Genomic DNA, 6,377 nt, shown 5'->3' with positions numbered 1-6,377 from the left:
CATAAATATTGTTTGGTTATAGGGTGATTATAGGTCGCTTGAAAGCCTTGATCGAACAGGCGCAGGATGGCGCCAGAATCCACCGGAGGAGCCGCCTTGCCCAACGACTGCAACCTTGGTTTTGACGCGCAGCGCCTGCGGCGCATCTCGAAGTGGATGGAGGCCCATGTCCGTGAGGGGCGGCTGAGCGGTCTGGCCGTCCAGATCGCAAGACGGGGGGAGGTCGCGTTTTCCGAACGCGCGGGGTACGCCAACTCGGCTACGCGTCAGCCGGTCTCCCCCGATACGATCTGGCGAATCTATTCGATGACCAAACCGGTCACCTCGCTCGCCCTGCTGATGCTGTATGAGGAAGGGGCGTTCCAGTTGGATCAGCCCGTTGCCGATTTCCTGCCGGCCTTCGGCGCGCCCCGGGTCTGGAAGGGGCCGGACCATGCGCTGGACGCGACCGAGCCGGCGCGACGCCAGGTGACCATCCATGACCTGCTGACCCATCAGGCAGGCTTAGTCTATGGCGACCCGCAGGGGAATGCGCTGGAACAGGCCCTGTCGGCAGCCGGGTTCGATTTCAACCGCAGCTTTGTCACCATGGCGGAAGCTGTCGATGCGCTGGCCGGATTTCCGCTGGCGTTTCATCCTGGCGACCGCTGGTTCTACGGTCTTTCGACCGATGTTCTGGGCCGACTGATCGAAGTCATCAGCGGGCAAACGCTTGGCGCCTTCCTGAAGACACGGGTCTTTGACCCACTTGGCATGGTTGATACAGGGTTTTCTGTTCCCGACCACAAGGCCAACCGTTTGGCCACGCTTTATGACCACAGCTCCTCGGGCTTTTCTCCAACGGCGAACCAAGATCGTTGCATTGCGCCGGTGACGCTTGAGAGCGGTGGGGGTGGGTTGGTTTCGACGATGGCGGACTACCAGCGTTTCACGACGATGCTGTTGCGGCGCGGCGCCTTTGACGGGGGCGCGATGGTTGGCCGCAAAACCTTCGATCTGATGGTGTCGAACCACATGGGTGGTGATTTGGCCAGCCGTGGGCAGAGTCATTTCAGCGAAACCACTTTTGAGGGGACAGGCTTTGGCCTTGGCGTGTCGATCATGCTAGATCCGGCGCGGGCAAAAATTGTCGGATCGCCGGGTGAGTTTGCATGGGGCGGCATGGCGTCAACCGCGTTCTGGGTGGACCCGGTCGAGGACATGACCGTGATCCTGATGACCCAGCTCATCCCCTCCAGCGCCTATACCTTGCGCCGGCAGCTTCGGGTGCTGAGCTACCAGGCGCTGGTTTGAGCCTTCGCGAACGGTCCTAAGCCAAGGCCAGCGAGATGACGCCCACAAGGATCAGGCTGATCGCCCAGGCCCGATCGAGGTTAAACCAGCTTTTGGACAGGAATTTGAGGCCCAGCCAACGGTAGACGCCAAAGGCCAACGCACCGCCCGCCGTCATCATGGCAAGGCTATGCAGCAGCGCCACGCCAAGGGCAACCGCGGCGTTCGAGGTCATCAACACACTTGCGGCGGCATGACCAGCGTCGGTTTCAACACTCCTGCAGATACCAAGGTAGATTGGCACCAGCATCAGCCCCGCGCCATGAGCAAGGGCCGCAAGGAAGGACCAGAGCGCCAGTTGGCTTGGCCGGATGCGGGCCAAAAAACGTGGGTGGCGGCGGTTGATGGTCAGGTAAACCCCGAGAGCGATCACCAAGAGGGCCGCAAAAATCTGGATTTGGCGCTGGTAATCAACCAGCCACAAAAGCGCGCTGAAGGGCAGCAGGATCGCCATCATCGACAGCAGGTGACCACCTGCCAAGGCGGCCAGCGCGCGCCAGAGGCGGCCGGGTTTGCGTTCCATCAGCGCGGCAGAGACCGCCAGAGGCCAGCCCATGCCGGGGTTCAGCCCGTGATAGAAACCAGAGAAAACGACGGCCCACCACAGGGCCGCCGTCGAAGTCACAGGTTCCACGCCTCAGACAGAAGGGTAGCAGAAGCTGTCGGTGGAGCAGTCTCCGCCCTCAAGCCGGATCTGGTGGCTGCGGTAGCCTTCGGGAAACTCGACCCAGAAATCCTTGTCCAGCGTCAGCCCGCCGTTTTCGCCCACATTGGCCATGACCATCTGCCCGCCTGCATCGCCGGGATAGAACTGGTCGTCCCATGTGGAATAAAGCGAATTGGTCCAGTAGACGCGCTTGCCGTCGCGGCTGATCTCGACCATCTGCGGGCCATAGGCAAAGGCCTTGCCATTGGGGTGCGGCGTTTTCTTGACGATGCCACCGATCTCGACCTTGCCGGCAAGGACCGGGTTCATCGGGTCCGATACATCGTATTGATGCATCTCGCCCAGACCCCAGCAGGCCACATAAAGGTATTTGTCATCCAGCGAAAGGTCGATATCCGTAACCAGCGGCGGGCAGGCACCAAAGCCCTTGAGCAGATCGGGCAGGTCGTTGGCGTCCGCCGGGACCGGGTCGATGGTAATGGTCTTCTTCGCGGCAAAGGTGCCGTCGTCCTGCTGCCACCAGGTAAAGATTGCGCCTTGCAGGTTGGTTGTGTCCACCACCACGCCGCAAAACCCGTAATCCTTGGCAGGATCGTGCGCGGGCCGGATTTCCAGCGCCATCTGGTGGTTGGCGCCAAGGTCGATCGTCTGCACATTCTTGCGGTCACGCAGCTTCCAGAAATGGATCTTGTGACCGTATTTGTTCGACAGCAGATCCTCGGGCACGATACCGTTTTCGAATTGCGGTGGCAGGCCCCATTCGGAACTGACCATGTAGTCGCGCGGAAGGTTCCACCAGAAATCGTAATGCTTGTCTTGTTCGCCCCGGTCCATTTCGTAGCGGCCAAGAATGTCAAAGGTTTCGCAATCCAGAATGAAGATCCCCGGAGGGCCCTCCGTGCCGTCGGCGCCGCCGCCGCCAAGGGTCGACACATAGATGCCTTCGGGGCCGCAATGGATGGTATGGGGGCGCGAATAGCCGGTTTTTGCAAAGACCTCTTCCGGTTCGATGATCTTGTGGATCTTGGCCTGAAGCGGTTCCTTGACGTCGATGATGTAGATCCGTGACGACCGGATGCCTGGAATGATTAAGTAGCGCCGCTCAAGGAAAGCGTGCCCCGAAAGCGGCGAGAGCGAGGAGGAACAGGCGTTCCAGCCGAAGTGGTGAAATTCGTCGCCTTTGTTGGGCATGATCACCTGATGAACGATCTGGCTGTAGGTTTTCGACTTTGGATCTACGTCGACAATCGCAAGCCCGTCAGGCTGGCTGCCATCGGGGCTGAGCATCAGCGTAAAGGCCAGCTTTTCTGCCGGGGCCTCCATCGCCAGTTTGGGCGTGGCGTGGAATGTCGGGTCAGGCCTAAGATTCATTGTCGTTCCTCCTGTCAGTTTTCTTGATGATTGGTCTTCCTACAATTCGTTTGTTTCTTAATAGCTTTGGACGACGGTACCGTTCTCCCGAGTCCGATGCACAACTAGGGCATGTCTTCGATCGGCAAATGGCAGGCAATTTCCAAGCCGCCTGGCAGGGATCGAACAGGAGGTGTCACGATATCGCATGTCCCGACTATTGCATGGGTACAGCGATTGGCAAAGGGACAACCTTTAGCACCGATGACGACACTGCCGGCGCTGGCGGCTTTGGCCTCTCCGGTGTCGGCCACGCTTTCCAGCCAGCCTTGCCGCATCTCGGGGACCGAGGAGAGAAGCAGTTTGGTATAAGGATGGAACGGCGGGCTGAAGACGGCTTTCGACGGTCCCTTTTCGACCACACGCCCGGCGTAGAGCACCACCACCTCATCCGCGAAGGAGGCAACGGTTGAAAGGTCATGGCTGATGAACATATATGCGACGCCCAGTTTGTCCTTGAGCGACTTCAGAAGCTCAATTACCCCTGCCGCGACCACGGTATCCAGCGCCGAGGTGACCTCGTCGCATAGTATCACCTTGGGGTCGGCGGCCAACGCGCGGGCAAGGTTGACCCGCTGCTTCTGCCCTCCCGACAATTCGCCCGGGAAACGCGAAGCAAAGCTACGCGGCAGGTCGACCAGTTCCAGCAGATCGCCGACCTTGTCGGCCCGTGCGCGCCCCTTGAGGCCCTGATAGAACTCCAGCGGGCGGCCCAGGATATCACCAATCCGCTGGCGCGGGTTCAGCGCGGTATCGGCCATCTGGAACACGATCTGGCAATCCTTGAGCGCATCGCGGGGACGATCCTTCACGCTGGGAGCGGCAACCTTCCCATCGAGCTTGATTTCTCCCTCGCGCAGCGGCGTCAGGCCGGCGACGACTCGCGCCAGCGTGCTTTTCCCGCAGCCGCTTTCACCAATCACCCCCACAACCGATGCCGCAGGGACATCAACTGATACATCCGACAGGATGGTCACCGCCCCGTAGCCTGCCGTGATGTTTCGCGCAGAGATTACAGGCGCTTTCGCGGCACTTGCATCAACGTGGTCGACCAGATGCGGCGCGGGCCGGACGGCATCCATCAGCGTGCGGGTGTATTCATGTTGCGGATAGTGCAAGACTTGGGCGGTTGGCCCTTCCTCGACCATTTCACCGTTCTTCAGCACAAGGATCCGGTCCGCCACCTGTGCCACGACCGCCAGGTCATGGGTCACATAGATCGCCGCCGTACCCTGATCGCGGATGATGTCCTTGAAGGCTTTCAGCACCTCGATCTGTGTGGTCACGTCCAGCGCGGTGGTAGGCTCATCAAGAATCAGCAGGTCCGGGCCGCAGGACATGGCCATGGCTGCCATAAGGCGCTGCAACTGCCCGCCCGAGACCTGGTGCGGGAACTTGTCGCCGACGGTTTCGGGGTTTGGCAAATCCAGCTTGCGGTAAAGGTCGACGGCGGTGGCGGTCAGGGTGGCAGCGTCACCGGCGCCATGCCAGAGCGGCGACTCGATCACCTGCTTACCGATGCGCAGCGCCGGGTTGAAGCTGGCCGCCGCCGATTGCGCGACGTAGGACACTTCGTCACCGCGCAGAGCATGGCGCTCATGCGGCGACAGTTTCATGATGTCGCGCCCGTTCAGCCAGACCTCGCCCCCCGCGATGCGGCAGCCGGGACGGGCAAAGCCCATCGACGCCAGCGAGATCGTGGATTTACCTGACCCGCTTTCGCCGATCAAAGCCAGAACTTCACCCTTGGCCACGTTCAGCGACACACCCTTGACGATCGGGACGTAGGCGCCCCCGGGCGGCCGCCCCTCGACGCGCAGGTTCTTGATTGTCAAGATATCGCTCATTGGTCGATCTTCTCCAGAACGGTTTCGCCTTGCTGGCGCTGCTGGAACCAGTCGACAAGCAGATTCATGGCCACGGTCAGCGAGGCTATGCAGGCGGCTGGGATCAGCGCAGCGGAGGAGCCTAGGAACAGCCCGCCGACGTTTTCCTGCACCATCAACCCCCAGTCAGCGGCGGGTTCCTGAACGCCGAGGCCAAGAAAGGACAGACCCGACAGGAACAGGATGGAAAACGTGAAGCGCAGGCCGAACTCGGCGATCAGTGGGGCCATGGAGTTTGGCAGGATCTCGCGTGTCAGGATCCACCAGGTGCCTTCGCCGCGGGCGCGGGCCGCCTCGACAAAATCCATCACGCCGATGTCATAGCCAAGTGCCCGCGACACCCGGAAGACGCTGGTCGAAAGCACCAATCCGACCGTGAGCACCAGAACCGTGATCGAGGTCCCGAATGCGCCGATCACCACGAGGGCCAGCAAGGTTGAGGGGAAGGCCATGAAGGCCTCGACTATGCGACTGACGACGATGTCGAACCAGCCCTTAAGGATCGCGGCGGCAAAACCCAGTGTCACGCCGAAGGCAAAGGAGATCACTGTCGTTATCAGCGCAAGCAGAAGCGTGGTGCGCACCCCATAGATCAGGCGCGAGAAGACGTCGCGCCCGAGTTTGTCTGTTCCCAACAGTCCGCCTTCGCCAATTGGTGCAAAGGTTGTGCCCGAGATAATCTCGGCCTCGCCATGGGGGGCGATCCATGGCCCGAACAGGGCAAGGATCAGCCAAAACAGCAGGACAAGGCCGGCGATGGTGGCGGTCCAGGTCAGGCGCAGGCCAGCAAAGACCGAAGCGCGCGGTGTGGGCAATTCCGTTGCGTCGCTCATTTAGGGTACCTCAGGCGCGGATTGGCCATGATGGACAGGACATCAGCCAGCAGGTTCAGAAGGATATAGACGGCGCCGAAGATCATGGCGCAGGCCTGGATCAGCGGGATGTCCCGCAGTGTGACGCCATCTACCAGCAGACGGGTCAGGCCCGGGACGCCAAATACGGTTTCGACGATGATCACACCCGAGACCATATAGCTGAGGTTCAGGGCGATCACAGTCAAGATCGGCGACAGGGCATTGGGC

General features: G+C 60.8%; 6 protein-coding genes. 1 reads left to right on the top strand and 5 read right to left on the bottom strand.

Annotated elements, in window-relative coordinates; genetic code table 11:
• Positions 1-96 precede the first annotated feature (96 nt).
• On the top strand, positions 97-1,293 hold the full coding sequence (locus tag WBB85_RS19405) for a serine hydrolase domain-containing protein (protein WP_432640234.1): 1,197 nt from the start codon (positions 97-99) through the stop codon (positions 1,291-1,293).
• A 16-nt stretch (positions 1,294-1,309) separates the two neighbouring features.
• Here the strand turns inward: WBB85_RS19405 and WBB85_RS19400 are convergent, their stop codons facing one another.
• The 5 genes from WBB85_RS19400 to WBB85_RS19380 all read right to left on the bottom strand — a co-directional run.
• Entirely contained in the window at positions 1,310-1,888 is a 579-nt protein-coding gene (locus tag WBB85_RS19400) for a hypothetical protein (protein ID WP_432640235.1), read from the bottom strand.
• A gap of 81 nt (positions 1,889-1,969) precedes the next feature.
• Positions 1,970-3,370 (bottom strand): selenium-binding protein SBP56-related protein, encoded by a 1,401-nt coding sequence (locus WBB85_RS19395; protein WP_432640233.1) that lies wholly within the window; start codon positions 3,368-3,370, stop codon positions 1,970-1,972.
• 104 nt (positions 3,371-3,474) lie between these two features.
• Positions 3,475-5,256 (bottom strand): ABC transporter ATP-binding protein, encoded by a 1,782-nt coding sequence (locus tag WBB85_RS19390; protein WP_432640232.1) that lies wholly within the window; start codon positions 5,254-5,256, stop codon positions 3,475-3,477.
• Entirely contained in the window at positions 5,253-6,128 is an 876-nt protein-coding gene (locus WBB85_RS19385; protein ID WP_432640231.1) for an ABC transporter permease, read from the bottom strand. The genes WBB85_RS19390 and WBB85_RS19385 overlap by 4 nt, the downstream gene beginning before the upstream one ends.
• A partial coding sequence (locus tag WBB85_RS19380; protein WP_432640230.1) for an ABC transporter permease subunit occupies positions 6,125-6,377 on the bottom strand: 253 nt, incomplete at its 5' end. The genes WBB85_RS19385 and WBB85_RS19380, both read right to left, overlap by 4 nt.

The sequence above is a fragment of the Albidovulum sp. genome, assembly GCF_049646345.1.
GTDB lineage: Bacteria > Pseudomonadota > Alphaproteobacteria > Rhodobacterales > Rhodobacteraceae > Albidovulum.
The sequence above is the reverse complement of the archived record's forward strand: the minus strand, read 5'-3'. Positions and strand labels throughout refer to the sequence as shown.

Bases quoted from the DNA above. Each gene is read 5' to 3' on its own strand.
- WBB85_RS19390 (WP_432640232.1), bottom strand. From the start codon at position 5,256: ATGAGCGATATCTTGACAATCAAGAACCTGCGCGTCGAGGGGCGGCCG.
- WBB85_RS19400 (WP_432640235.1), bottom strand. From the start codon at position 1,888: ATGGGCTGGCCTCTGGCGGTCTCTGCCGCGCTGATGGAACGCAAACCC.
- WBB85_RS19385 (WP_432640231.1), bottom strand. From the start codon at position 6,128: ATGAGCGACGCAACGGAATTGCCCACACCGCGCGCTTCGGTCTTTGCT.
- WBB85_RS19395 (WP_432640233.1), bottom strand. From the start codon at position 3,370: ATGAATCTTAGGCCTGACCCGACATTCCACGCCACGCCCAAACTGGCG.